The sequence below is a fragment of the Neisseria subflava genome, from assembly GCF_005221305.1.
Taxonomy (GTDB): domain Bacteria; phylum Pseudomonadota; class Gammaproteobacteria; order Burkholderiales; family Neisseriaceae; genus Neisseria; species Neisseria subflava.
Genome location: NZ_CP039887.1, coordinates 1,630,252 through 1,656,224 on the forward strand (window position 1 = coordinate 1,630,252; position 25,973 = coordinate 1,656,224).

The window sequence follows — 25,973 nt, forward strand, 5'->3', positions numbered from 1 at the left end:
TAAGATAGTAAAGGTTAAACTACAAAAACAAACTACGAAAAAACTACTTGATTAGTGTGCATCATGCGCTTGTCCGATGTATACGAACGCCAACGCCATGAAAATAAATGCCTGCAAGGTGATAACCAAAATGTGGAAAATCGCCCAAGCCAAACCGGCAATCAGGTGGAACACAAATAAAATTGGATCCAAAGTCTCGATACTGCCGGTTGACGCCCATGCACCACCCAACAAAGCAATCAGCAGGAACACCAGCTCACCGGCATACATATTACCAAACAACCGCATACCGTGGGATACGGTTTTGGACAAAAACTCTACCAAGTTCAACAGAAAGTTGGCCGGAGCGAGCATCGGGCCAAAAGGTGCGCTGAACAATTCGTGAATCCAACCGCCAAAGCCTTTGATTTTGATATTGTAATAAATACATACCAACAATACGCCGATTGCCAAAGCCAAAGTCGTATTCAAGTCAGCAGTCGGTACAACGCGCAACAGTGCATGATGATTACCGGTAACGCCTTGCCATACCATCGGCAGCAAATCAACCGGCAACATATCCATGGCGTTCATCAGGAAAATCCAGACAAACAGGGTCAAACCCAAAGGCGCAACGGCTTTACGCGATTGTTCGTTATGAATAATACTCTTACACATGTTATCCACGAATTCGAACAAAATTTCAACAGCTGCTTGAAAACGACCAGGCACGCCAGCCGTTGCTTTTTTGGCACCGCGCCACAAAAGGAAGCTGCCGATTACGCCTAACAGAACAGCAAAAAAGATTGCATCAAGGTTAATGAACGAAAAATCAGCGATGTTTTTCAGTCCTTGACCCTGAGTAACATCCGACATACTGGTCAAGCTTTGCAAGTGGTGCTTGATGTAGTCGGCAGCGGTCATAGTTTCACCTGCCATAGTGTTTCACTCTCAACAATACTAAAAAAACCAAATGACTGACACTGAGTAACCCCAATAAGAATGGGAAAAATACCAGCGATTGATGCCATATCGCAAAAACGACCGACATAGATACCAGCGACAGCACTACTTTTAAAACCTCTCCACCGACAAACATTGAACTTTGCAGATCGGGATTTCGTCGGGAAAACTTTAAAAGTAAAACTGCAACCAGGGTAGGTAAAATGTACGAAAATCCTCCCGCCAAAGCAGAGAGGAAGCCGGGCAACCCGGAAAATAACGCACAAACAACTGAAATTATTAACAATACAATCACTTGCAATGGGACTATCCGATTCATTGTACTTCACACCCCAAAACGCAAGGTAAATTAATATAATCAAGAAGTTTGTTAACGTCAAGCAATATGTTAATCTTTGTGAACCTTTCACAGATAAATGATTAACACATATAAAACAAATCTTTGCAGGAACGGAGTTTAACACAAATTACATGTTGCTACACAGATTTTACAGAAGATTTTGATTTGTATTGTAAACATCTGTACGACCAGTCCTTTTATCAAAAATTCAGGCCGTCTGAAAAACTTTTTTCAGACGGCCTCTGTTTATAAAACCGTTAAAACTCTTGATTAATGCCTAACTGTTTCAGCAGGTATTCAAATGTTTCCGGCGTATCAAAATGCAGTACGATTTTGCCTTTTTTCTGATTGCTGGTTTTGACTTCGGCATTGACACCCAAACGCTCGGTCAGGGCATCATTAATACGGCGGATATCCGGGCTAATAGTTTTGGCTGCTTCCGGCTTGGCTTTTTGATGCGCCAACTGGCTGCGGCGTTCTACCTCGCGCACCGACCAACCGTTTTTGACAGCTTTTTGCGCCAACTCCAATTGGTCAACCACATGCAAGGTCAGCAACGCACGGGCATGACCCATTTCCAGACGGCGTTGATAAAGCATTTCCTGAACCGGCTCAGGCAGGCTCAGCAGGCGCAGGCTGTTAGAGATGGCACTACGGCTTTTACCGACGGCTTTTGCGATGGTTTCGTGAGTCAGGCCGAATTCGTCGGCAAGGCGTTTCAAACCTTGCGCTTCTTCAATCGGATTGAGGTTTTCACGTTGCAGGTTTTCAATCAAACCCATGGCTAACGCGGTTTCATCGCTAATGGTTTTGATAACGACGGGAATTTCGGTCAAACCGGCCAACTGGGAAGCGCGCCAACGGCGTTCGCCGGCAATCAATTCATATTGAGACAGACCACGTTCGCGTACGATAACCGGCTGGATAATACCTTGTGCCTTGATGGAATCGGCCAATTCCTGCAAAGCTTCGTCATCAATTTGCACACGCGCCTGATAACGGCCGGGCTGAATATCGGCGATGGCAACCGTTGTCAGGCGGTCGCTACTACTGCTGTCCACTGCATTGGAAATCAGCGAATCCAAACCGCGTCCCAATCCACCTTTTGCTTTTGCCATATTGTTTTCCCTTTCAGACGGCCTCATTGTTGAAATGACGTATTCTATCGGATATTGCCGCTTTACGACAATTTGAATCACGATGATTTGACTATTGCCATTTATTTACGGAGCGAAACCGCAAACACGCCCCTTAAAGCGTTGCTCAAGCGGATTTCTTCCGCGTTTTCCAACATGGCGCGCGTGATATGGGTTTCCTTGATTGTATCCGCACCTAAATATAACTGCGGCTGCTTCAATACCGCTTGGCGCATTACCCCGTTCAAAATATCCAAATCCAAAGACGGCGTGAGCCATTGTCCTTGATATTTAACGAACACATTACTTCTTCCGCCCTCTAACAACAGGCCATCTGAATTGAAAAACAGGCTGTCAAATGCCCCCTGCCCTTCTGCCGTTTTCCATGCTTGGTCAAAAATTTCACGGCGTGTGGTTTTGAAACGGCGCAGATAATCTCGTTGACTTAATGTATGCTCACTCAAGATGACGTATTGTTGCCCATCCAATTCAGAAACAGCCGCATGGCTCAATGCAAGGCCGTCTGAAAACAAAGCGGCTTTGATTCTAAATAACCCACTTGGCAACGCATCTATATAGTGTTGGATTTGCTCTGCCGCATTTTCAGACCAAGGCAGGTTGAGCGCTTGTGCCGAGCTGTTCAGACGGCCTAAGTGCAAATCGAGCAAACGGCATTGTTTGTCTTCCACGCGCATGGTTTCAAAAATACCGAAATCAGGCCGTAAGTCATTGAGGAAACGCGCTTTCCAACCGCACTCGCGATATTCGGCTTCAGGATCGCTATCAATCACAATCCCCGAACCCACGCCATAAATACCTTGATAAAGGCCGTCTGAAACCGGCTTCAGGGATAAGGTACGAATCACGACATTAAATACGCCTTCAAATCCCAAACCCGTATCGCACGGATGCAAAAAGCCGATGCTGCCTGTGTACAAACCGCGCGGTTCGGATTCAAGGGACTCAATAATCTGCATACTCATACGTTTGGGCGCGCCGGTAATACTGCCGCATGGGAAGGCTGCACGGAGAATATCAGCAACCGAAACATCAGGTAGCGCCTGCGCCTCGATGGCACTGGTCATCTGCCAAACACTGCCGAAACGGGAAACTTTAAACGGTTCAGGCACGCGTACTTTGCCCGTTTGCGCGATTTTGCCGAGGTCGTTTCGTAATAAATCGACAATCATCACATTTTCGGCGCGATTTTTTGGGTCGTTTTGCAATTCAACGGCACGGCGTTCATCTTGTCCGTCATGAAGAATCGGCGCAGTGCCTTTCATCGGCTCGGTTGTGATCAGGCCGTCTGAATCGATTTTGAGGAAAAGTTCGGGAGAAAAACACAAAGTCCACGCTTCCTGCCCTGCCTCGTCGGGCAGACAAGACAAAACGGCATACGGCACAGGCTGGCGCAAGCGGCGGTAAAGCTGAATCGGATTGCCGTAAGTTTGCAGGTGCAGACGTGCGGTGTAATTGATTTGATAGGTATCGCCGCGGCGGATGGCTTCGTGGATTTGGTTGATATGCTCGAGATAATCGGCTTCGGATACGGAGAATCGGGGAGTGGAGATGCCTGCTTCAAGGCCGTCTGAATGATTGGACAGCCAGCTTTCGGCATCGATTTCTGTACAAGTAGCAAACCAGTGCAAACGCAAATTGCCACTGCGCGCGGATGAAATATCCATCAGTGGCAATCCGAATTCGTAGTCTGCAAACAACACTGCATGCAGGCCTTTTTTCCAACCTGCCTGCAAAACATCATCCAACGACGCCAGTTCGTTATGATGAAAAAGGCAGCTTTCCACATGATTTTGATAGAGTTTTGCACGACCGCTTAACGCATCGTCGAACAGGGCGAAATAAGGCATGATGTATTATACAAATAGGCTGATTATACGCTGTTTTTACAAAAATTATCAAACAAGCCGAAAAAAATCGCTTATGTGTAATTTTATGTAGGCTAACACAGCATAAAGAGGTAAAATCAAGTCATACCACACCATATCATTTAAAACTTAATCGATAAGGAGACTTTATGGCAGACCACCAATTAGAACCGTTCGAGAATGTTGAACTGGGCGAGAAACAAGACCAGCTGCAAGTATTCGAAAAGGCTGTTTTGGAACACGAAGGACGCGGCACTGACGAAGATTCCAGCAGTGCACCGCTTCCTGCCAACTACCCGTACAAACAACGTATGCGCCGCTCTGTTTACGAAAAAGAAAAACAGAAGCTGCAAATCGAATTATTGAAAGTACAAAGCTGGGTTAAAGATTCCGGTCAGCGTATCGTCAGCCTGTTTGAAGGCCGCGACGCAGCCGGTAAAGGCGGTACCATCAAACGCTTTATGGAACACCTGAATCCTCGTGGCGCGCGCGTGGTTGCTTTGGAGAAACCAACCACTACCGAACGCGGCCAATGGTATTTCCAACGCTACATCCAAAACCTGCCGACCGCAGGCGAAATGGTATTCTTCGACCGCTCATGGTACAACCGTGCCGGCGTAGAACGCGTAATGGGCTTCTGCGAACCTAACGAATACCTGCTCTTCATGCGTCAAACCCCTGAATTGGAACGTATGCTTGTTGCCAGCGGCATCCATCTGTTCAAATTCTGGTTCTCCGTATCCCGTGAAGAACAACTCCGTCGCTTCATCTCCCGTCGTGACGACCCGCTGAAACACTGGAAACTGTCTCCAGTGGATATCCAGTCGCTCGACCGCTGGGACGACTACACCGAAGCCAAAAACGCCATGTTCTTCCACACCCACACCGGCGACGCGCCTTGGGTCATCATCCGTTCCGATGACAAAAAACGTGCACGTTTGAACTGTATCCGCTACTTCCTGCATCAGCTGGACTATCCGGGCAAAGACGTGAAAGCCATCGGTAAAGTGGACGAGAAAATCGTTTTGGTTCCTGATACACGTTACAAAGAAAAAACTGTCGATCTCGGACACGATTAATTTGTAACCTTACCAAAGGCCGTCTGAAATTTCATCTTTCAGACGGCCTTTTCTTAATCCTCGCGATTCCAGTACGTTTTTTGTGCGAATACCAATTTATTGTCAGTGAATTTCACACTGTCCAAATTCAATGCCCAAACATCGCTTTTCATTACTCTGGCAGCAGGATGCGCTTTGTAATACAAAGACTGCGCCGCTTTCAAATCCGCTTCATCCTCAATCAAAGCGGCAGTCGCCGCAAACTGAATGCCGCTGATTTTTGCGATGCTATCAGGTTGTCCGGCAATGGTACCAGCTACTTTGGCTGACCGACTCATCATTCCGCCATGTTTCGTTTTCAAAGATGTCAGCACAATCAATCGGGCATTCGCCTCATCAAACACATAAAAACAGCAAGCTGCCCAAACTTCGCCCTCTTCCGCAGCAGCAATACTGACGACATGATGATTGCTCAAAAACTTCACTATATTGGCAGGAATCGTTTGCATGTTTTTTATCTTCCTTCTCAGTCGTAACTTATACTCAGGCCGTCTGAAACATCAGCCCTGCCAGCGCGGCACATTGTTTTGAATGATACCGAACAAGTCCAAAGCATGAGAGACGCTGTGCGTAATCATATCTTCGATGGATTCAGGCTTCTGATATAAAGCCGGAACGGGAGGAAACACAATGCCGCCCATCTCTGTCACGCGGCGCATATTTTCAATGTGCGCCAAGTTTAACGGCGCTTCACGCACCATCAACACCAGCTTGCGCCGCTCTTTCAACGTTACATCCGCCGCACGGCTGAGCAAATTATCGGCAAATCCATGAGCAACCGAAGCCAAAGTTTTCATTGAACACGGCGCAATCAACATTCCATCCGTCAAAAACGATCCACTGGCAATACTTGCCCCGACATTACGGACGGAATGCACGACATCCGCCAAAGCATAAACATCTTCCTTGGTGTAATCCGTTTCCAAAGCGCGGGTCATCTCCGCCCCTTGCGAAACCACCAAATGCGTTTCTACCTGATGCTCACGCAAAAGCTGTAAAGCCTTCACGCCATACTGAAAACCGCTGGCACCGCTGATGCCGACAACCAAACGCTTCATTGTATTTCCCTGTCTCGGTCTAAAGATAAATGAAAGGCAGATTCTCAAGACGAAAAAATAACCGCTAAAAAGCGGTTAGATTTTCTAATGTGGTGCCGACAGCGAGATTTGAACTCGCACAGCCTACGGCCACTACCCCCTCAAGATAGCGTGTCTACCAATTCCACCATGTCGGCATAAATCAAATTGTCTTACTGCTGCTGAGGATTCGGTGCAACAGGAGTTGTATTGTTTTGTGCAGGCGTTGCAGGCTTAGGAGCTTGCTGGGTCTGCTTCACATCGCTGAAGTCTAAACCGTGCTTACTGGAGTGGGTGTGAATATACACCATCGCCATGCAGGTCGCAAAGAAAAATGTTGCAGCAACGGCAGTCGAGCGGCTGAGGAAGTTGGCATTACCGGCAGAACCGAATACGCCTTGCGCGCTACCGCTGCCGGAACCGAACGTTGCGCCGGCATCCGCACCTTTACCGTGTTGCAGCAATACTAACACGATTACGAATAGAGCGGAAATAATATTAATAATCCAGATAAGGGTTTTAAAGGCTTCCATATGTTTTCTACGAGGCTTGTGCTGCGTTGATGATGGCGGTAAAGGAGTCATATGATAATGACGCGCCACCAACCAATGCGCCGTCTACATGAGGTACTGCGAAGATGTCGGCCGCGTTATCCGCTTTCACACTTCCGCCGTAAAGAACGCGGATTTTAACATCGCTTCCGCACAAAGACAAGATTTCTTTGTAGATAAATGCGTGCATGTCGGCGATTTGTTCGACAGTGGCGACTTTGCCTGTACCGATCGCCCAAACCGGCTCGTAGGCAACGGCGATGTTTTTGGTGTTCAAACCTTGCAGGATGGAAAGCTGGTGGGTAATGACTTCGTGTTCTTTGCCGGCTTCGCGTTCTTCCAGACTTTCACCGACACACAACAATGGAATCAGGCCGACGTTGAGGACGTTTTCCATTTTGCGGCGTTGGATTTCGTTTTTCTCGCCGAAATAAAGGCTGCGCTCGGAGTGGCCGATGAGGACGATGTCAGTACCGATGTCGGCAAGCATTTCGGCGGACACTTCGCCGGTGTACGCGCCGTTATTCGGGAAACGGCTCACGTCTTGCGCACAGGTCAAGATACGGTTGTTCAAAACAATCTGCATGGCGTTGTGCAGTTGCAACAGATAAACGGTCGGAGCAGCCAGACCGATTAACACGCGTTCTGCGGTTGGCATGACACGGAAGCGGTGCATAAGCGCATTGTTGTTTTGGAGTCGGCCGTTCATTTTCCAGTTGCCGATAACCCATTTTTGATCCCACATTCCGATTTGGTGATACATCTTTATTGCTCCGTGTGTTGGTTGTTGCTTGCTGTAGCGTCGTGTAATGTGAAAGTTTAGTGGATATATGTGCGCTTGGCAATTATTAACGAGCCTCTGGGCCGTCTGAAAGATGGCACACTCTCCGACAAGGATTTATAATGTATGCTTCGATAAAATTAAGAATTGAACGGAGCACAAATATGGACTTTGAAAAAGCGCGTTTCAATATGGTTGAACAGCAGATTCGTCCGTGGGATGTCTTGGACTTCGACATTTTGGATGCTTTGGAGGAGATCGAGCGCGAACATTTTGTCGGCGAGGCTTTTCAAGGTTTGGCCTATGCGGATATGGAGCTGCCACTGACCAACGGCCATAAGATGTTGGAACCCAAAGTCGTTGCCCGCCTGGCTCAAGGTTTGAAACTGAAAAAAGACGAAACCGTCTTAGAAATCGGTACAGGTTCAGGCTATGCAACCGCCCTGCTGTCCAAACTGGCCGGCAAAGTCGTCACTGACGACATCGATGCTGAGCAACAGCAACGCGCCAAAAAAGTTTTGGACGAATTGGGCTTTGCCAACGTCGATTATGTACAAAACAACGGCCTGACCGAAGCATCGCAAGGCGCTCCTTTTGATGCGATTTATGTGGGCGGCGCAGTAGACAGCATACCTGAAATTCTGAAAGAGCAACTGAAAGACGGCGGCCGTATGGTGGTCATCGTCGGCCGTAAACCGGTACAACGCGCGCTTTTGCTGACGCGTAACGACAATGAGTTTTCCGAAAAGGTATTGTTCGACACCGTCGTAGCACACTTGGAAGACAAATCGGCCAATCCGTTCGGCGATTTCGATTTTTAAACAACAGGCCGTCTGAAAGTTCAGACGGCCTCATACTTTTACACCCTACCCTATGACCGACATCATCCAACTCTCGCCCACCGAACTGAAACAATGGCAGAACGAAGGCCGCGCATTTCATCTGCTCGACGTCCGCACCGATGAAGAGCGCGCCATCTGCACCCTGCCCACTGCCATTCATATCCCGATGAACCTCATCCCACTGCGCCAAAACGAGCTGCCCGACGACGATTTACCCATCGTCGTTTACTGCCACCACGGCATCCGCAGCCTGCACACGGCAATGTATTTAGAAGACGCCGGATTTGAAAACCTCTACAACCTGCAAGGCGGTATCGATGCTTGGGCAATGCAGGTAGACAGCAAAATGATGCGGTATTGAATCGGTTTTATCAATAAAAGGCCGTCTGAAACTGGATTTCAGACGGCCTTTTTCAAACCTTTCTGTTTACGCTTGTAAGCTAGAGACAAACTGCTGTACGGCCGGCACAGCCAAAATCAACAGCAATACCAATACGGCTTTTTCCATACGGTTGAACTGACAACTTCCGTAGTGTTTCTTTTGCGAATAGAGAAACAGCAATACGCCGGGCAAATAGAGCAAGACTGAAAGCAGCAAATATTCCGTGCCTGCCGCATAGACAATCCAAGCCGCATAAAGCGTTGCTACCGCGCCGATAAGACGGTATTTTGCCGCAGCCTTTTGTGTCAGCGATAATTTGAGCAGATATGCACCAATTAACAGATACGGTATCAAAATCATGGAAGTCGATACCATCAGCAAGGCAGAATAATCCTCGCCTTTTAACCACACCAGCAATAGGCAAACCTGCACGGTCAAGGTGGTAAACATCAACGAACCCTGCGGCACTTCGTTTTTATTCAACGGAATAAACGATTTTGGAAATGCGCCGTTTCTCGCACCCATGTGCGGAATCTCGGTCGCATACAGCGTCCAGCTTAAATAAGACGACAGCACAGACACAATCAGGCAGGAAGAAATCAGCACTTTACCCCAAGGGCCGACCATGTGCGCCAACACGCCCGCCATAGACGGATTAGCCATTGCTGCAATATCCACACGAGGCAAAATGCCTTGAGCCAAGACGGTAATTGCCACATACATTGCCAGCGTCAAGCTGACTCCGATAATGGTTGCTCGACCGACATCAGCACGACTTCGCGCATGCTTGGACAAAACCGCCGCACCCTCAATACCGGTAAACACCCACAGCGTAATCAGCATTGTGTTTTTCACCTGCGTCATCAGGCTGACATCAGGATTTTCAGGCGTAGCAAGGCTCGCCCCTGTCCAATCGGACATAAACACTTCGGTTTGAAAGAAATAGGCTGCCATACCGATAAATAAAATCAGCGGAAACACTTTGACTGCCGTCGCAATCAGGTTCACTCCTGCCGCTTCTTTAATACCGCGCACTACCAACCAGTAAATCAGCCATACAATTACCGATTCACCGACAAAAGCGGCAAATGTGTTGCCTTTACCGAAAATCACATTGTCCGGTGTATCGACAAATCCGCCTACTGCTTCAAACGCAACCACCAAATAGCCGACAATACCGACCGTGGTGCAAAGCCAATAGCCCCACGCTGAGAAAAAACCCATCAAATCGCCAAAGCCGTCGCGGGCGTACGTATAAATACCGCCATCCAATTCGGGCTTAAGTTTGGACAAGGCCGAAAATGACAGGCCGAGAAAGATAATGCCCACACCGGTAATCAGCCAACCCAGCAGCAAAGCCTGCGAACCTGCGACGGCAGCCATATTCTGCGGCAGGCTGAAAATACCCGAACCAATCATGGAACTGATAACCAAGGCCGTCAGCGCGGCCAAGCCGATTTGAGATTTTTGCGACATGTTTATTCCTGATTTTTATAATTATGTGTTTGTGAAGCAACGGCATTACCGGCTTTTTTAGCCTGTTCTAACCGTATCAAAATATTATGCGACCACTTTCAGACGGCCTTAAATCCTTGCGCCAACGCACGGATATGTTCAGGTGCGATACCGCAGCACCCACCGATGATTTCAGCACCCAAATCCGCCCATTGTCTCGCCCACGCCAAATAATTTTCCGGCGTAGCATCGGCACGAATCGGATCCAAACCATCGTTGGCCTCGTTCATCTGTCCTTGTACCGGCTCAAATGCATTGGCGTAAACACCCAGTTTCAGACGGCCTTGGGCTTCATGTGCCACTTTCAAAGCTTCCGCCATCACTTCAGGCTGACTGCAATTGAACAACATTGCCGCCGCACCTATCTCTACCGCGAAATCCGCCGCCTCGTGCACGTTTTCTCCCGAACGCAACACCGGTACATCATGCGGCATCGTATCTTCCAAAGTAAACGACACCCAAAACGGCTTACCATCATCAGGCAGACTGCTGCGCCAGAAACGCGCTTCTTCCAAGCTGGATACGGTTTCTGCCAACCAAATATCAGCAAACGGCATCAAACCCGATATTAAAGGGCGCGCCAAAGCAGGTGCGACTTGTTTGTCAAACAAGTCAGGGCGGTAAGAACCGAACAACGGCGGCAGGCTTGCGGCCACTTTTGCAGTAGTCCCGCTTTGTTCCACCGCTTCACGCGCCAAACGGCCCGCCAGCCTTGCCCATTCGGTAGCTTGAGCATCAAAGCGCTCCTGCCCGATATGAAACGGAACAAGCGCATAGCTGTTGGTCGTAACTACTTGTGCGCCTGCTCGAAGAAAGTCCAAATGCGTTTCGCGTACAATCTCCGGCGTTTCCATCAAAGCCAAAGCAGACCATTCCGGCTGACGAAACGGTGCGCCGCGCCGATGCAGTTCACGCCCCATTCCACCGTCTAAAATCGTTACCGTCATGATCGACCTCCAATGATGATTTTTTAAAATCGCCATTCTACGCTTTTTTAACTCCTTACCTTTAATCTATAAAGAACTAAACTTATACAGTTTTGGCATATAAAAGGCCGTCTGAAACTGGGTTTCAGACGGCCTTTGCGATTATTTCACAAACCGTGCATCTGCCATAAACGGCCGTGTAGCGGCCGGTTTAGCGGAATAGAAGCGGGAGAACGTGCTGTCGATTTTAGTCTGTATCGGCTTACCGTCCAATGTTGCCGATGCTTCCAATTTCACACCACCGCCACTGGTTTCGCCTAATTTCATATTTGGCAACGTCAGTTTGGCAATATTGAGTTTCGCATTTTCCACTTTGGTATCGGGAGACATCAGCTGCTTGCCGACCGGACGGATTTTTTCACCCTCATCATGAGGCGCAGCACCACCGTTGTCGTCAACCACGCCGATATTAATCAACCGGGCAGACGCTAAATCCATCTTGCCGTTTTTAACCGGAATACCGACAAACAGTTTTACGCCGCGATGAATAAACGTATTGTCCCGCCACTGAGTTTGGCCCTCTTTCGGCGGTTTGGTTTCTGCCGCCACCGAATAAGTGCGGCCCATAATCATCAATTTATAACCCGGAATTTTTTTCGAACCTAATCCGTCGGTAATGTCTTCGACCAGTTGCGGCGCAGTCAGGGTTTCGTTTGCCAAAATACGGGCTGAAGTTTCTGCCAGATGGGCGGGCTTACCGTCTATGGTCAATGCCTGTTCATGACCGAAATCAGATGCAAATGCAGGCACGGCGGCCAGTGCGGCGGCCAATGCCAGAATACGGATAGTTTTCATTGCAGACTCCTGATAAAAATGTAATTGGGTTGATTACCCGATAAAATCCGGGCGATATTGATAGGAATCGGTATTTTTATACAAATGATACAGATTATCAAGAATATTTAGCTTTTAAAATAAAAAAGGCCGTCTGAAAACCAGTTTCAGACGGCCTTTTCAATTTGGCTTAAAACCTTCTATCAGTCTTTGAAGCGTTTGAATACCAATGTGCCGTTGGTACCGCCAAAGCCGAAGGAATTGGAGATGGCAACGTCGATTTTCGCGTCACGCGCTTCGTTGGCGCAGTAGTCCAAATCGCAACCGGCTTCAACGTCTTGTTCAAAGATGTTGATGGTCGGTGGAGATTTTTGCTCGTGTACTGCCAACACGCTGTACAACGCTTCCACACCGCCGGCTGCGCCAAGCAAGTGGCCGGTCATGGATTTGGTGGAGTTAACGATGACTTTGCGCGCATGATCGCCCAAAGCGCGTTTGATGGCTTTGGTTTCGTTGGCATCACCCAGCGGAGTGGACGTGCCGTGTGCGTTGACGTAATCGACGTCTTCGGGATTCAGTCCAGCATCTTTTAGCGCGCGGGTAACGGCCAATGCAGGGCCTTCTTCGTTAGGCGCGGTAATGTGGTAAGCATCGGAGCTCATACCGAAGCCGACGATTTCGGCGTAAATTTTCGCACCGCGTTTTTTGGCGTGTTCTAATTCTTCCAACACCAGCACGCCCGCGCCTTCGCCGATAACGAAACCGTCACGGCCTTTGTCCCACGGACGGGAAGCGGTAGCAGGATCGTCGTTGCGGGTGGAAAGTGCCTTCATGGCAGCAAAGCCGCCAACGCCCAAAGTGCTGATCGCGCCTTCCGCACCGCCGGCAATCATCACGTCTGCGTCGCCGTACTTAATCAGTCGCGCAGAGTCGCCGATGGAGTGTGCGCCGGTCGTACAGGCAGAAACCATGCCGTAGCTCGGGCCACGGTAGCCTTTGAGGATGGTCACATGGCCGGAAATCAGGTTAATCAGCGAGCCTGGGATAAAGAAAGGATTGATTTTGCGCGCGCCGCCTTCGATAACGGCTTTGCCGGTCGCTTCGATGCTGGGCAGGCCGCCGATACCGGAGCCGATGTTGACACCGACGCGGTCTTTGTCGAGGGTTTCCAAATCGTCCAAGCCTGAATCATTGATGGCTTGCAGGGCGGCAGCGATACCGTAGTGGATGAACACGTCCATACGGCGCGCTTCTTTTGCGCTGATGTATTGGCCGATGTCGAAATCGCGCACTTCGCCGGCGATTTGGCTGTTGATGTCGGATGCGTCAAAGCGGGTAATCCGTCCGATGCCGCTTTTGCCTGCGAGCAGATTGCTCCATGCGGTGGCGACGTCGTTGCCGACCGGTGATACTTGGCCAAGACCTGTGATGACTACTCTTCTCTGACTCATGATAATCTCGCTGTTGGTTGTCGGGATTTTCGCGGCAGCCTTGCTCATTTTCTTTGTGAAAACGGGCAAAACTCATGCCGTCTGAAATTTCAGGGGTTTAATAATAAGGTAAAAGCCTCTATTGCGATGGCGCAGCAGAGGCTGGATGTTTGGTGCGACCGATTAGCCTTGGTGGGCGTTGATGTAGTCGATAGCCAATTGTACGGTAGTGATTTTTTCAGCGTCTTCGTCAGGGATTTCGCAGCCGAAAGCTTCTTCCAAAGCCATCACCAGTTCTACGGTGTCCAGAGAGTCAGCACCCAAATCGTTTTGGAAAGAAGATTCGTTTTTCACTTCGGCTTCATTTACGCCCAGTTGTTCAGCAACAATTTTTTTAACTTGTTGTTCGATGTTTGACATGTCAGTCGTTCCTTTTCGCCTTGCGGCAGGTTGTTTAAGGGAAATAATTCGTCGGTATTGTACCGAATTCGGATAGAGTTTTCCATCTAATCCTGCATTTTAGCACAGATTATTCAGTAAAAACCTGTTGTTGCGCATATTAGCATAGGCTGATTTTAACCTACAAGCAGGAAATTGTTTTTATTTGATATCATAGGGTTAAGTTTGATTATCGTAAATCGCGGCCGTCTGAAAAGCAGGTTTCGCCATTTTTTCTTTCCGTTTTCACGCGCCTGCCGGGTGCGTAAAACGAATAAAAAATGCCTTAAATAAGGTTTCACAATGCCATCAAACTCGCTTTTTTTGCCCGCTCTTTCAGACGGCCTGAAATAAGCGGGCAAATCAAACAGCGTTCTTTTTAAGCCAAAAACTCTTTCAAAAACAGCAAGACGCAGGCGAGTTCGTCGGCGGATTCGCGTTGGGTACCGTTACCGGTATGGCCGCCGCCGTCGGGAGCGTAGAGCCACGATTGCGCGGAGGTTTCGCGCAGTTTGGCGTAGAACTTGAGCGCGTGGGCGGGATGGACTCGGTCGTCGCTGAGGCTGGTGGTAATGAGCGCAGGCGGATAATTGATGCCGTCTGAAAGATTGTGATACGGCGACAATTCGCCCAGCCAGCGTTTGCAGACTTCGTATTTCTGCGGATTGCCGTATTCGTCCGTCCAGCTTGAACCGGCGGACAGCAGCGGATAGCGGATCATGTCGGTCAGCGGCACTTCGCACACCAGCGCGCCGATACTTTGTGGCTCACGCACGAAGGCGGCGGCGGTAATCAGGCCGCCGTTGCTACCACCCTGCAAACCGATGTGTTTGGGCGAACTCATGCCGCGTTCGGACAAATCGCGCACGACTGCCAATAAATCATCAACGCTTTTATGTTTGCTGATTCCCTGCGCCGCCTGATGCCAACGTGGGCCGAATTCGCCGCCGCCGCGGATGTTCGCCAATACAAAGGCATTGCCCTCTTCCAGCCAATATTTGCCAATGCTGCCCAGATAATGCGGCAATTCGGGAATGCCGAAACCGCCGTATGCATAGACCAAAGTCGGCGTGTCGGTCGTCGCGTTTTTGCCGACGTGGAAATAAGGAATGCGCTCGCCGTCGGCCGACGTCGTCCAAAACTGCTGCACGTTGATGCCGTCTGAATCGAACTGCTGCGGCTGACGGCGCATGACGGTCAGTTCCATCACGTTCAAATCCAGCGCAAACAGCGTCAGCGGCGTGGTGAAATCGCTGGCGGCAAGGTAAACCACGTCTCCGCCCCACGGTTGGTCGGTCATTTCCAACGCACCCGAAGGCAGGCGCGGCAGTTCGACTTCCTGCCATTTGCCGTCGGTAAAGCGCCATGCTTTCAGACGGCCTTGTACGTTCTCCAACAGGCTCGCCACGACAAAACGCTTAGTCGTTTCCACGCTTTCCAATGCCTGCGTTTCATCGGGCGCAAACAAAAGCTGCGCCGCCCCGAGTTCGCCCCGATTCAGCTTCACCGCCACCAGCGCGCCGCTCGGATAGCTTTGGTTCGCGCGGTTCCAGTCCTTGCGCAGCGTCAGCAAAAGATACCCCGCCAGATAGCCGACCACGTCGCAATCGGCGGGCAGGTTCAACGGTTTCGCCTCGCCTTCGGCCGACACCTGCAAATAGGTTTTGGTGTAAAAACCGTCAGACGCTTCAATCAAATCAATCGGCGAACCCTGAGGATCGAGATAACGCCACGCGTTCACCATCATGCCGTCTTCGGCAATTTGATACACCGGCAGGCTTTCCTCGAAACTTTTGCCGCGTTCCACCAGCCATACTTCACGCGGATAGCCCGATTCGGTCAACTGGCGTTCGTCCCAAGCCGGACACACCCACACGCTGTTTTCATCGCGCCACGACACATGGTTTTTGCCTGCCGGAAAGTGAAAACCGCCTTCTACCAATTCCCCTGCTTCCAAATCCACTTCCAGCGTGTACGCCGTATCGCCGCCCGATTTGCTCAGTGTTAACAACGCGCGGTTGGGCTTTTCCACCAAGTGCGACACGCCGCCCAAATACACATCATCACCGAGCAATTCGTCGAAGTCCGCCACTGAAAACAGGATTTTCCACTCAGGATAGCCGGAACGGTAAGTCGCCGCGGTACACACGCGGTACACGCCCTTCGGATATTCTGCATCCTGATGGAAATGGTACATCCGTGCGCGGTGTTCCTGACAAAACGGAATCTGCCGCGTGTCCTGCAACTGCGCCAAAATGCCGTCAGACAATGCGCGCGCCTTGTCATTTTCTAAAAAACGGGCGCGCGTTTCGGCATGCGCCGCAGCGGCAAACTCTTGCGTTTCGGGAGATTCGAGGTTTTCAAAATGGAGATAGGAATCGGGGTAAGATTTCATAGGAAAAGGCCGTCTGAAAGATTGGGAAACGGAATTATAACGGCAAAATCAAAAAAGGCCGTCTGAAACCTGCGTTTCAGACGGCCTGAGACATTATTCAACTCAACGTCCGTATATTTTCCACAAACCTTCCTGCAAACCAAACGCAGGCTCGCCGTCTTGCGGCTGGATGCGAACGTAGCTGCCGTCAGGCTGCATCAGCCAAGCCTGGGTATTGTCTTCCAAGGCCATTTCCAAACCTTCGCGGATCACACGTTCTTTGAGTTCGGGCGTGGTAATCGGCGTGGCGACCTCAATGCGGCGGAAGAAATTGCGACCCATCCAGTCGGCGCTGGAGATAAAGGTATCGTCTGCGCCGTTGTTATGGAAGCAATACACGCGCGAGTGTTCGAGTTGGCGGCCGATAATAGAGCGGACGCGGATGTTCTCGGACAAGCCTTTTACACCCGGGCGTAAAGTACACATACCGCGCACAATCAGATCAATTTGCACGCCTGCCGCGCTGGCCTGATACAGCGCATCAATCACACTCGGCTCGATGAGGGAGTTCATCTTGGCGGTAATCCGCGCCGGTTTGCCGGCTTTGGCGTGTTCGGTTTCCTGCTTGATGCGGTCGATGACCATTTTGTGCAGGGTAAACGGGCTTTGATAGAGCTTGTTCAGACGGCCAGGCTTGCCCAAACCTGTGATTTCCATAAACAGAATGTTCACATCGGCAGTGATTTGTTCGTCGGCGGTGATAATGCCGAAGTCGGTGTAGATGCGCGATGTGCCTTGGTGGTAGTTGCCGGTACCGAGGTGGGCATAACGCTTAAGCACACCGTCTTCGCGGCGGATAACCAAAGCCATTTTGGCGTGGACTTTGTAGCCGAATACGCCGTACACGACGTGCGCGCCCGCCTCTTCGAGCTGTTTCGCCCAGTTGACGTTGTTGGCTTCGTCAAAACGTGCCATGAGTTCAACCACGACGGTAACCTGCTTGCCCGCCAGTGCAGCCTTCATCAATGCGCGCACAAGCTCGGAATTGCTGCCGGTACGATAGATGGTCATTTTGACAGCCAATACATCCGGATCGGCTGCGGCTTCGCGTATCATTTGGACAACCGGATCAAAAGACTGATACGGGTGGTGCAGCAAAATCGGCGACTGTTTGACCAGTTTGAACACTGAGCCGTTTTTGCGCAAGGCTTTCAGACGGCCTGCATTGCGCGGTGGGAACTTCAAATCCGGCCTATCCACCAAATCGGGAACGGCATTGAGGCGCACCAAATTGACCGGCCCTTTGACCTGATACAGCTCGGCAGAAGTCAGTTTGAACTGGGCAAGCAGGAAATCGTGAATATGCGCCGGACAAGTGTCTGCCACTTCCAAGCGCACGCCGTCGCCGTATTCGCGGTCGTGCAACTCGTTTTGAATCGCGGCACGCAGGTTTTTCAAATCTTCTTCATCGACCGTCAAATCGCTATCACGCGTGAGACGGAACTGATGGCAGTCTTTAACCTTCATACCGGGAAAGAGTTTGCCGACATGGGCGTGCAAAATCGAAGACAAGAACACAAAACCTGCATCGCCGCCGCAAATTTCAGACGGCATGGGGACAACGCGCGGCAAAATGCGCGGAGCCTGTACAATCGCCATTCCTGACGGACGGCCGAACGCATCCGTGCCTTCGAGTTCGACGGCGAAATTAAGCGATTTGTTTAACGGGCGCGGGAACGGGTGTGACGGATCAAGACCGATGGGCGTGAGAATGGGCAGCAGCTCGTTGTCGAAATAGTTTTCGATCCATTTTTTCTGCGCAGCCGTCCATTTGTAGCGGCGATAGAAATGAATGCCGGCGCGGCTGAGTGCAGGCTGCAATACTTTGTTAAACAGGTCGTACTGCTCGCGAATCAAGGCCTGTGCCTCTTTCGCCACCGCTTCGATGGTTTCGGCCGCGGTTTTGCCGTTGTCGAGCAGCTGATGCGGGCGCAATTTGTTTTCGCGTTTCAACCACGCCATGCGCACTTCAAAAAATTCGTCCAAATTGGAAGACACGATGCACAGGAAACGCAAACGTTCCAACAAAGGAACTTTCGTATCCTGCGCCTGAGCCAGTACACGGCGGTTGAACGCCAACAGGCTGAGTTCTCGGCAAAGAATGCGGTTTTGCTCGGGCATGGTTTACTCCTGAAACATCAGTCATTAACACCATCAAGTATAACGTTTTGCCGCCGTTCCGTCAGGTTTCAGACGGCCTCGGCAGACAACCTCATCTCTATTTGAGGCAAGACAAAGGGTTATCCGTTGTTTTCTATACCGAAACAGCGGTTTTTGCTATAATGCGCCGTTTAATGCAACCGCAATACCACTGCTAAAGGATAAGAAAATGGGCTTTTTGCAAGGCAAAAAAATTCTGATTACCGGCATGATCTCCGAGCGTTCCATCGCTTACGGCATCGCCAAAGCCTGCCGCGAACAAGGCGCGGAATTGGCATTCACTTATGTTGTCGACAAACTGGAAGAGCGCGTCCGTAAAATGGCGGCCGAACTCGGCTCCGAACTCGTGTTCCGCTGCGACGTTGCCAGCGACGACGAAATCAACCAAGTTTTCGTTGACTTGGGCAAACACTGGGACGGCTTGGACGGCTTGGTTCACTCCATCGGCTTCGCCCCTAAAGAAGCTTTGAGCGGCGACTTCCTCGACAGCATCAGCCGCGAAGCGTTCAACACCGCTCACGAAATCTCCGCATACAGCCTGCCTGCACTGGCAAAAGCCGCCCGTCCGATGATGCAGGGCCGCAACGCCGCAATCATTGCCCTGAGCTACTTGGGCGCTGTTCGTGCCATTCCTAACTACAACGTTATGGGCATGGCCAAAGCCAGCCTCGAAGCCGGCATCCGCTTCACTGCCGCCTGCCTGGGCAAAGAAGGCATCCGCTGCAACGGCATCTCCGCAGGCCCGATCAAAACCCTGGCCGCTTCCGGCATCGCCGATTTCAGCAAACTCTTGGGCCACGTCGCTTCCCACAACCCATTGGGCCGCAACGTGACCACCGAAGAAGTCGGCAACACAGCCGCCTTCCTGCTGTCCGACCTCGCTTCCGGCATCACCGGCGAGATTACCTACGTTGATGGCGGTTACAGCATCAACGCGCTGAACGATGAAGAGGACTAAACAGTTTTCGCACAAAACGCACTTTCATCATGAAAGTGCGTTTTTTTATGGCCATTACATTATGGTTTGAATGACTGCATAACCGATAAGGCCGTCTGAAATTCAAATACACGCATGAAACATGATTGTCGTATGCTTTGGCGTATTATGTTAATAACATTACAACGTTATCATTTAATCTCATTTAAAAGATAAGATAGAGCATTGATTCCAAAGATAACATTCATATTATCTGATACTTAGCCGCTGATAAAAAATGGTGTAAAAAAGTAACAGAAAAATTTCAGACGGCCTGTTTTTCATACAGAAGGCATAGAAGCAGGAGATTTTTGGCATAAAATACAAAATTTAACATTATTGAATTTTTCTTAACTGATAAAGCGTTAATATGCCTGCCGATTTATTGAATCACATCTGATTTTGACTCAAACACATACAGGAGATTAATTATGTCAATCGCTTCAGAATTTAAAGAATTTATTATGCGTGGCAACGTGATCGACCTCGCAGTCGGTATGGTTGTCGGTACAGCATTCAGCGGCATCGTCAAATCATTGGTTGACGATGTAATCATGCCTCCTATCGGTCTGTTGATCGGCGGCGTTGATTTCTCCAACCTGTTCATTACACTGAAAGACGGCGCACAAGCCGCTCCTGCAGAAGGTTACGCCAACCTGGCAGCCGCTCAAGCAGCCGGTGCCGTTACTTTGAACATCGGTCTGTTCATCAACACTGTGATCAGCTTCCTGATCATCGCCGCTGCCATCTTCTGCGTGGTTAAAGCCATCAACTCCGTGAAAAAAACCGAAGCTCCTGCTGAAGAAGCACCAGCAGAGCCTAGCGAAGAAGTTCTGTTGTTGCGCGAAATCCGTGACTCTCTGAACAAAAACTAATCACAATACCTAAACATACACACAAATCAAGGCCGTCTGAAACCGTTTCAGACGGCCTTTTCTCATACCAATTTATTTATCGTTAAACCCTTCCCATTGAAAGAATCACGCCCTTCCCTTTCTCAGCAAGCTATCCTGCTTTTTAACCATGAAGCAACGCTCATGTTAAATACAAAGAAAATGAGCAGCACAACTCCTTGTCAATAAAAAAGCCCGATGCGTTCAACATCGGGCTTTTAACTGGAAAACCAATCTTAATCTTTGCGTGTTTCCACCAAAATCATTTCGACTGCTACGTCTTCCACTTCTACTTTAGGCACATCCGAACGGCGTGTTTTAGCAACCGGTTCAGGTTGTGGCTGCGCAGCAAAAGCGGCAACGGCTTGCGGATCGGTTTCAACGAAGATCAAATCGCCCAAGCTCTCAGGCACAACGATTGCGACAGGCGCTGCTTGAGCTACGGCTTCAGCTGGTGTGGCAACAGTTTCGGCTGGTGCTTCAACCGGTGCAACAGTAGCCGTTTCATTCGGAGACAATACTGCAGAAATGGCTTCTTTAACGTTGCTGACGGCAGAAGCAAGCAGGGCTTGTTCGGCATCAGCGCCTTCAGTTTGCGCTACGGCAGGCTCGTCTTCGCTTTCAATCGCAAATACGAATGGCTCTGCGCTGGTAACTTCAGGCTCGGATACCACAATCACCAGCGGCTCGGCTTGGTCGCTTTCAGAAGACAATGTTGCATTTGCAGCTTCAACCGTTTCGTTCAAACCTAAAACATGCGCTACGGCAAAGAGGACTTTGTCAGCGGTATCGGTAATGTTCAGGTATTGCTCGATTTTTGCCGAAGACGGAATATTGCGTTTTTTGCTGTTGGAACGGCGGTCGTTACGGTTGTTGCGCTGACGGTTGTTGCGGTCGCGTCCTTGACGGCCGTTGTTTTTCACACCCTCTTCGCTGCGGGCGTTGTCGTCCGCTTCAACTTGCGCCTGTTCGCCATCGGCTTGAACGTTCACGTCCTCAACACGGTTTTCCGCAGATTGATGACGGTTGCGCTCGTTACGGCCGTTGTTGCGGCGGCGTTTATTGCCGTTTTGTTCCGCTTGGTTTTCAGACGGCATCTCAACCAGTGCAGCTACTTCTTGAACGTTTACGTCTTCAACCACTTCCTCAACACGGTTGCGCTCGTTGTTGCGATCATCGCGGCGGTTGTTACGGTTGCGGTTGCGACGATTGTCTTTACGCTCGTCGTTGCGGCTTTCGTTTGATTTGTTTTCTTCAAACTTGCTGTCAACAGCTTCGGCATTCACTTCGCGCACTTCTACCTTGCTGCCGTCGTGCCTATTGTTGCGGCGCGGGTTTTGGCGGCGGTTGTTTGCGCGGCGGTTGCCGGAATTGCCGTTGCGGTTGTTGCCGTTTGAAGTGCGTTTTTCTGCCACTTCGGCAACAGGCACGGTTTCGGCTGCGGTATTGCCGCCGAAAATGCGTTTGAGCCATGCTTTGAAGGTATCCCACCATGAACCGCTTTTCTGCTCGGATATGGTCGGGGCGGGTTGGGTATGGCGCACGCCTTTGACGGCGGGTTCGGGACGGGCGGCTTTGGCTCTTTCGCTGCCGAAAGGTTTGGCGGATTCGTCTTCTTCCGGCTCGGCGACGCGTTTGTAGCTCGGTTCGCCGTCTTCTTCTACGTCGTCGATGCGGATGCGGTTGATTTCGTAGTGCGGATTTTCCAAGTGGATATTCGGAATCAGGACGACGTTGACGTCCAAACGCTCTTCCATCGCAAACAGCTCGGCGCGTTTTTCGTTCAGCAGGAAGGTAGCAACATCGACGGGCACTTGCGCATGCACTTCGCCGGTATTGTCTTTCATCGCTTCTTCTTGAATGATGCGCAAAACGTGCAGGGCGGTTGATTCGATGCCGCGGATGACGCCGGTACCGGCGCAGCGCGGGCAGGCGACGTGGCTGCTTTCGCCCAAAGCGGGTTTCAGGCGTTGGCGGCTTAATTCCAAGAGGCCGAAGCGGGAAAGTTTGCCCATTTGCACGCGGGCGCGGTCTTTTTTGAGCGCGTCGCGCAGGACGTTTTCAACATCGCGCTGGTGCTTGGGGTTTTCCATGTCGATGAAGTCGATGACGACCAAGCCGCCCAAGTCGCGCAAACGCATTTGGCGGGCGACTTCTTCGGCGGCTTCCATATTGGTTTTGAACGCGGTGTCTTCGATGTCCGCGCCGCGTGTCGCGCGGGCGGAGTTGACATCGATGGAAACCAGGGCTTCGGTGTGGTCAATCACAATCGCGCCGCCGGAAGGCAGGCTGACGCTGCGGGCAAACGCGCTTTCGATTTGGTGTTCGATTTGGAAGCGTGAGAACAGCGGCGTGTGGTCTTGATAGAGTTTCAGACGACCTACGTTGCTCGGCATGACGTAGCTCATAAACTCGGCGACTTGGTCATAAACCTCTTGATTGTCCACCAGAATTTCGCCGATGTCGGGACGGAAATAGTCGCGGATAGCGCGGATGAGCAGCGAGCTTTCCATGAAGAGCAGGTAAGGGTCATGGTGTGCTTTTCCTGCTTCTTCAATGGCTTGCCAGAGTTGCTTGAGGTAGTTCAAGTCCCATTCCAACTCTTCCGCGCTGCGGCCGATGCCGGCTGTGCGAGCAATAATGCTCATGCCGTTCGGAATGTCGAGTTCGGCCATGGCGGCTTTCAACTCTTGACGCTCCTCGCCTTCGATACGGCGGGATACGCCGCCGCCGCGCGGGTTGTTCGGCATCAATACCAAATAGCGGCCAGCCAGGCTGATGAAAGTGGTCAGCGCCGCGCCTTTGTTGCCACGTTCGTCTTTTTCAACTTGGACGATAACTTCCATGCCTTCTTTGAGCACGTCTTGAATTCGCGCCCTGCCGCCTTCGTAATCGCGGAAATACGAACGCGATACTTCCTTAAACGGCAAAAAGCCGTGGCGGTCGGTTCCGTAATCGACGAAACACGCTTCCAGCGACGGCTCGATGCGGGTAATGATACCTTTGTAGATATTGCCTTTACGCTGTTCTTTGCCCAGCGTTTCGATGTCCAAGTCCAAAAGGTTTTGGCCATCGACAATGGCAACGCGCAGCTCTTCGGCCTGCGTTGCGTTGAATAACATTCTTTTCATAGTCACCTCGTGAACAGCGGCCGTTTGATTTGTGAATATCTTTTTCAGACGGCCTGTCTGTCCGGTTGGCACTCTTCAAAGGCAAGATGGGAAAATCCCCGTGTAACCAGTATTTGATTTGAAATCCGCAAGGTTGCATGCTTGAGCTCAAGCCATGTGCGGACGGATTCGGATAAAGAAGGAAATAAAGAACAATGCGGCGGAAAGGTTGATGGTTCCGCTGCCGTCCGAATGCTGATGCTTCGGACAAAATAAGGCAGCCTACATCTTCTTATTATCGTAGCGCCGGTAATTTCGGACGGTGCTGCGCGGACTGCGTCTTACGCCCGGCCGGACGGCAGGTTCAATTCAAACTTAATTACGGGATTGCGTTTGCCGGCTTTGAACAAACACAAGGAAATGCTTTGCGGAGTGCGTTTTTAATATAAAATCTCGTTTTAACAATAAATCCGTTTCAGATGGCCTGCAACGGCAGGTTCGGGTCCCGAAACGGACGTTTGGGATTATAGAGAAAATGCACGCAATACGCAAAGATTCAGTCAGCCTGATTGCCGTTGCCGAACACGAGGAAGGCCAACGCCTTGATAACTATCTGATAAAAATCCTCAAAGGCGTCCCGAAAAGCCATATCCACCGCATTATCCGCGCCGGCGAAGTGCGGCTGAACAAAAAACGCTGCAAACCCGACAACCGCATTCAGGCAGGCGATACCGTCCGCATTCCGCCGATACGCATCGCCGAAAAACAAAGGCCGTCTGAAAGCCAGGCCGCGCCTGCGCGCGAGTTTGACATCGTTTACGAAGACGATGCGCTTTTGGTCATCAACAAACCTTCCGGCGTTGCCGTCCACGGCGGTAGCGGCGTGAGCTTCGGCGTCATCGAACAAATCCGCCGCGCCCGTCCCGAAGCGCGCTATCTCGAACTCGTCCACCGCCTCGACAAAGACACCAGCGGCCTTTTGATGATTGCCAAAAAACGCAGCGCCTTGGTAAAACTGCACGAAGCCATCCGCAACGACCATCCGAAAAAAATCTATCTTGCGCTGGGTGTCGGCAGGCTGCCGAACGACCGCTTCCACGTCAAGCTCCCCCTGTTCAAATACACCGGCGCACAAGGCGAAAAAATGGTACGCGTCAGCGAAGACGGCCAATCCGCCCACACCATCTTCCGCGTGTTAAACCGTTTTTCAGACGGCCTTTTGCACCAAGTCGGCCTTTCCGACCTGACCTTTGTCGAAGCCACCCTGAAAACCGGCCGCACCCACCAAATCCGCGTCCACCTGCAATCGCAAGACTGCCCTATTGCAGGCGATGAACGCTACGGCGACTATCAAGCCAACAAACGCCTGCAAAAACTCGGTTTGAAAAGAATGTTCCTGCACGCTTCCGAGCTGCACCTCGCCCATCCGCTGACCGGCGAAAAACTGATCCTGAAAGCCCCCCTGCCGCAAGAATTGGCGCAATTCATTGTAATGTTGGAAAATCAGGAAAAGGCCGTCTGAAAGGAAACCCCATGAAACCCAAACTCATTATTTTCGACTGGGACGGTACGCTTGCCGACACCACCAACCCCATCATCCACACCTTTCAACAAAGCTTTGCCGATTGCGGCCTGCCCGTTCCCGAAGCCGACCAAATCCGTCCGCTCATCGGATACAGCCTCTCCGGCATCATCCGCCGCCTTGCCCACAACGTCAGCGAACACGTTCAGGAAACACTGATTGAGACCTATGCCGCGCACTACCTCAATCCCAACAATCACAATATGACCCTGTTCCCCGAAGCCCTGTCCTGCCTGCAACGCTTGCAACAACAAGGTTATTGGCTTGCCATCGCCACCGGCAAAGGCCGAAGCGGCTTGGACAAAGCCATTGCACAAACCGACACCCAAGCCTTTTGGCTGGAAACTGCCTGCGCTAGCGAATATCCGTCCAAACCCGCGCCCGACATGGTACTTGCCCTCTGCGACCGACTGGGTGTTGAACCGGAAGAGGCCGTCGTCGTCGGCGACACCACCCACGACCTAGAAATGGCCGCCAACGCCAAAATCCGCGCCATCGCAGTTGCCACCGGCGCACATACTGCCCAACAGCTTTCCGCCCTGCCCCATATCGCCATACTCAACAGCTTGGCCGAATTGCCTGATGTATTGGAAACCTTATAAAAGGCTAGGGGCTGACGTA

The 25,973-nt window shown here is 50.8% G+C and carries 23 protein-coding genes and 1 tRNA gene; 7 read left to right on the forward strand and 17 right to left on the reverse strand.

All coding sequences use genetic code 11. The features are described 5' to 3' along the window. Positions 1 to 51 precede the first annotated feature (51 nt). The 4 genes from atpB to FAH66_RS07910 form a co-directional block, all read right to left on the reverse strand. Positions 52 to 918: a F0F1 ATP synthase subunit A gene (gene atpB, locus FAH66_RS07895; protein WP_049351291.1), complete on the reverse strand. Its 867-nt coding sequence runs from the start codon at positions 916 to 918 to the stop codon at positions 52 to 54. Further along, complete coding sequence (locus FAH66_RS07900; RefSeq protein ID WP_049328784.1) at positions 908 to 1,261, reverse strand: ATP synthase subunit I; 354 nt, start codon at positions 1,259 to 1,261, stop codon at positions 908 to 910. Before FAH66_RS07900 ends, atpB begins: the two co-directional genes overlap by 11 nt. A 278-nt stretch (positions 1,262 to 1,539) precedes the next feature. Then, positions 1,540 to 2,400, reverse strand: coding sequence for a ParB/RepB/Spo0J family partition protein (locus FAH66_RS07905; RefSeq protein WP_039863743.1), 861 nt, complete (start codon positions 2,398 to 2,400; stop codon positions 1,540 to 1,542). A 101-nt stretch (positions 2,401 to 2,501) separates the two neighbouring features. Next, positions 2,502 to 4,286: a bifunctional chorismate-binding protein/class IV aminotransferase gene (locus FAH66_RS07910; RefSeq protein ID WP_137041247.1), complete on the reverse strand. Its 1,785-nt coding sequence runs from the start codon at positions 4,284 to 4,286 to the stop codon at positions 2,502 to 2,504. A gap of 167 nt (positions 4,287 to 4,453) precedes the next feature. Between FAH66_RS07910 and ppk2 the strand changes: the two genes are divergently transcribed. Further along, positions 4,454 to 5,383, forward strand: coding sequence for a polyphosphate kinase 2 (gene ppk2, locus FAH66_RS07915; RefSeq protein ID WP_003683925.1), 930 nt, complete (start codon positions 4,454 to 4,456; stop codon positions 5,381 to 5,383). Positions 5,384 to 5,436: 53 nt separating this feature from the next. On the opposite strand, the gene FAH66_RS07920 is transcribed toward ppk2, so the two are convergent. The 5 genes from FAH66_RS07920 to tpiA form a co-directional block, all read right to left on the reverse strand. Continuing rightward, complete coding sequence (locus tag FAH66_RS07920; protein WP_070591890.1) at positions 5,437 to 5,871, reverse strand: PNPOx family protein; 435 nt, start codon at positions 5,869 to 5,871, stop codon at positions 5,437 to 5,439. A 51-nt stretch (positions 5,872 to 5,922) separates the two neighbouring features. Next, positions 5,923 to 6,480, reverse strand: coding sequence for a UbiX family flavin prenyltransferase (locus tag FAH66_RS07925; protein WP_063076774.1), 558 nt, complete (start codon positions 6,478 to 6,480; stop codon positions 5,923 to 5,925). Between the two features lie 90 nt (positions 6,481 to 6,570). Continuing rightward, a tRNA-Leu gene (locus FAH66_RS07930) sits at positions 6,571 to 6,656 on the reverse strand. 15 nt (positions 6,657 to 6,671) lie between these two features. After that, positions 6,672 to 7,031: a preprotein translocase subunit SecG gene (secG, locus tag FAH66_RS07935; protein WP_004519013.1), complete on the reverse strand. Its 360-nt coding sequence runs from the start codon at positions 7,029 to 7,031 to the stop codon at positions 6,672 to 6,674. A 7-nt stretch (positions 7,032 to 7,038) separates the two neighbouring features. Then, the gene (gene tpiA / locus FAH66_RS07940) at positions 7,039 to 7,812 is read right to left on the reverse strand and encodes a triose-phosphate isomerase (protein WP_049351298.1); all 774 of its coding nucleotides are present in this window, start codon (positions 7,810 to 7,812) and stop codon (positions 7,039 to 7,041) included. A gap of 182 nt (positions 7,813 to 7,994) precedes the next feature. On the opposite strand from tpiA, the gene FAH66_RS07945 reads away from it, so the two are divergent. After that, positions 7,995 to 8,651 carry a protein-L-isoaspartate O-methyltransferase family protein gene (locus FAH66_RS07945; protein WP_137041248.1) on the forward strand — a complete coding sequence of 219 codons (657 nt, stop codon included), beginning with the start codon at positions 7,995 to 7,997 and terminating at the stop codon, positions 8,649 to 8,651. A 52-nt stretch (positions 8,652 to 8,703) separates the two neighbouring features. Beyond that, entirely contained in the window at positions 8,704 to 9,033 is a 330-nt protein-coding gene (locus FAH66_RS07950) for a rhodanese-like domain-containing protein (RefSeq protein ID WP_003683765.1), read from the forward strand. A 66-nt stretch (positions 9,034 to 9,099) separates the two neighbouring features. On the opposite strand, the gene FAH66_RS07955 is transcribed toward FAH66_RS07950, so the two are convergent. From FAH66_RS07955 to ppk1, 7 genes are all read right to left on the reverse strand, one after another. Then, entirely contained in the window at positions 9,100 to 10,530 is a 1,431-nt protein-coding gene (locus FAH66_RS07955; RefSeq protein WP_137041249.1) for a basic amino acid/polyamine antiporter, read from the reverse strand. Between the two features lie 98 nt (positions 10,531 to 10,628). Further along, positions 10,629 to 11,516: a homocysteine S-methyltransferase family protein gene (locus tag FAH66_RS07960; protein ID WP_137041250.1), complete on the reverse strand. Its 888-nt coding sequence runs from the start codon at positions 11,514 to 11,516 to the stop codon at positions 10,629 to 10,631. A 141-nt stretch (positions 11,517 to 11,657) separates the two neighbouring features. After that, positions 11,658 to 12,350, reverse strand: coding sequence for a hypothetical protein (locus FAH66_RS07965; RefSeq protein WP_137041251.1), 693 nt, complete (start codon positions 12,348 to 12,350; stop codon positions 11,658 to 11,660). 182 nt (positions 12,351 to 12,532) lie between these two features. Beyond that, a complete protein-coding gene (fabF, locus tag FAH66_RS07970) occupies positions 12,533 to 13,780 on the reverse strand; it encodes a beta-ketoacyl-ACP synthase II (RefSeq protein ID WP_039861923.1) in 1,248 nt (415 codons plus the stop codon). Between the two features lie 162 nt (positions 13,781 to 13,942). Further along, entirely contained in the window at positions 13,943 to 14,179 is a 237-nt protein-coding gene (gene acpP, locus FAH66_RS07975; protein ID WP_137041252.1) for an acyl carrier protein, read from the reverse strand. Positions 14,180 to 14,576: 397 nt separating this feature from the next. After that, positions 14,577 to 16,592: a prolyl oligopeptidase family serine peptidase gene (locus FAH66_RS07980; protein WP_137041253.1), complete on the reverse strand. Its 2,016-nt coding sequence runs from the start codon at positions 16,590 to 16,592 to the stop codon at positions 14,577 to 14,579. A 102-nt stretch (positions 16,593 to 16,694) separates the two neighbouring features. Further along, on the reverse strand, positions 16,695 to 18,752 hold the full coding sequence (gene ppk1, locus FAH66_RS07985; RefSeq protein WP_137041254.1) for a polyphosphate kinase 1: 2,058 nt from the start codon (positions 18,750 to 18,752) through the stop codon (positions 16,695 to 16,697). A gap of 208 nt (positions 18,753 to 18,960) precedes the next feature. Here ppk1 and fabI point away from each other — a divergent pair, with 208 nt between their 5' ends. Both fabI and mscL read left to right on the forward strand, forming a co-directional pair. Continuing rightward, positions 18,961 to 19,749, forward strand: a complete 789-nt coding sequence (fabI, locus tag FAH66_RS07995) for an enoyl-ACP reductase FabI (protein ID WP_137041255.1) — start codon at positions 18,961 to 18,963, stop codon at positions 19,747 to 19,749. A gap of 449 nt (positions 19,750 to 20,198) precedes the next feature. Continuing rightward, on the forward strand, positions 20,199 to 20,642 hold the full coding sequence (mscL, locus tag FAH66_RS08000; protein WP_049328519.1) for a large conductance mechanosensitive channel protein MscL: 444 nt from the start codon (positions 20,199 to 20,201) through the stop codon (positions 20,640 to 20,642). A 254-nt stretch (positions 20,643 to 20,896) separates the two neighbouring features. Here the strand turns inward: mscL and FAH66_RS08005 are convergent, their stop codons facing one another. Further along, positions 20,897 to 23,791 carry an Rne/Rng family ribonuclease gene (locus FAH66_RS08005; protein WP_137041256.1) on the reverse strand — a complete coding sequence of 965 codons (2,895 nt, stop codon included), beginning with the start codon at positions 23,789 to 23,791 and terminating at the stop codon, positions 20,897 to 20,899. Between the two features lie 514 nt (positions 23,792 to 24,305). On the opposite strand from FAH66_RS08005, the gene FAH66_RS08015 reads away from it, so the two are divergent. Together FAH66_RS08015 and FAH66_RS08020 are read left to right on the forward strand one after the other, a co-directional pair. Continuing rightward, entirely contained in the window at positions 24,306 to 25,292 is a 987-nt protein-coding gene (locus FAH66_RS08015) for an RluA family pseudouridine synthase (protein ID WP_137041257.1), read from the forward strand. An 11-nt stretch (positions 25,293 to 25,303) separates the two neighbouring features. Further along, positions 25,304 to 25,954, forward strand: a complete 651-nt coding sequence (locus FAH66_RS08020) for an HAD-IA family hydrolase (protein ID WP_137041258.1) — start codon at positions 25,304 to 25,306, stop codon at positions 25,952 to 25,954. Positions 25,955 to 25,973: the final 19 nt, after the last annotated feature.